The following is a 1,556-nucleotide window of genomic DNA, read 5'->3' on the forward strand; positions in this document are numbered from 1 at the left end:
CGCACCACCTACACCTACTGCACCACCGTCGACACCGTGCAATGCCCGCTGCCCGGCCTGCTGCTTGCCGTCACCGGCCCACGCACCGACCTTTCGTCCACCGCCACCTACAGCTACTACCTGGCCGCCAGCGCGGTGAACTGCGGCACGCCCGGCGCGGCCTGCTACCAGCCCGGCGACCTGCACACCGTCACCGATGCGGCCGGCCAGGTCACCACCGTCGCCTCCTACGACGCCGATGGCCGCATTACCCGCCTCACCGATGCCAACGGCGTCAACACCGATCTCACCTACACCCCGCGCGGCTGGCTCGCCACGCGCACGGTTGGCGGGCGCCAGACCACCTTCGGCTACACCCCCTACGGCGCGGTGTCCAGCATCACCGATGCGGACGGCCTCACCACCACCTACACTTATGACGCGGCCCATCGCCTGATCCAGATCGCCGATGCCGAAGGCAATGCCATCCACTACACCCTGGACGCCGCCGGCGACAAAACCGCCGAGCAGGTGTTCGATGCCAACGGCACCCTGCACAAGAGCCTCAGCCGCACCTTCAACACCCTGGGCCAGCTCACCGGCGTGGTCGATGGCCTCAACCACAGCGTGTTCAACGCCAGCGCCAGCACCAGCTACGACGCCAACGGCAACCTGGTGCAAAGCGCCGATGCGCTGGGCGTGCAACGCCAGCTCGGCTACGACGCGCTCAACCGGCTGGTGCAGACGATCGACAACTACAACGGTAGCGATACTGCGACCCAGAACACCACCACGGGCTTTACCCTGGACAGCCTGGATCGCCTCACGCAAGTCACCGATCCGAGCAACCTCAACACCATCAACCACTACGATGGTTTGTCCGACCTCACCAGCCAGAGCAGTCCGGACACGGGCACGACCACCCGCACGTTCGATGCGGCGGGCAACGTCCTGACCCGCACCGATGCCAGGGGCATCACCGCGACAAACACCTACGACGCCCTCAATCGCCTGACCAGCACGAGCTACCCCGACACCACGCAGAACGTGACCTACGCCTACGATGAGGCCAACAGCGTCACGGGATGCAGCGCCAGTAACCCGAAGGGACGGCTCACCCGGATCATCGAAAACAGCGTCACCACGGTGTTCTGCTACGACGCATGGGGCCGGGTGATCCAGAAGCAGCAGGTCACCGCGGCGGGCACGGATACCATCGGCTATTCCTACACGGCGGCGGGTCGGCTGAGCGGCATGGTGTACCCGGACGGTACGCAGGTGGGCTACACGCGCGATGGCGATGGGCGCATCCAGTCCATCACCGTTACCCCGCCCAACGGCACCGCCAGTACGGTGGTGAGCAACGTCACCTACCAGCCATTCGGACCGGTCGCCAGCTACACGCTCGGCAACGGGCAAACCGTCACCCGCACCTATGATGCGAACTACCGGCTCACCGACCTGACCAGTCCGGCGTTCACCCTGCACGTGGCAAGGGATGCGATGGGGGATATCACGGCGATTGGCAATGCACCCGGTGCGAGTCCGGCTACCGAGACCTATGCCTACGATCCGCT

Annotated in this window: 1 pseudogene; it reads left to right on the plus strand. The window is 65.6% G+C overall.

The features are described 5' to 3' along the window. Positions 1–1,556, plus strand: a pseudogene (locus ISP15_RS18185) (hypothetical protein); the annotation flags it as partial.

Source organism: Dyella jejuensis (assembly GCF_044904675.1).
Lineage (GTDB): Bacteria > Pseudomonadota > Gammaproteobacteria > Xanthomonadales > Rhodanobacteraceae > Dyella_B > Dyella_B jejuensis.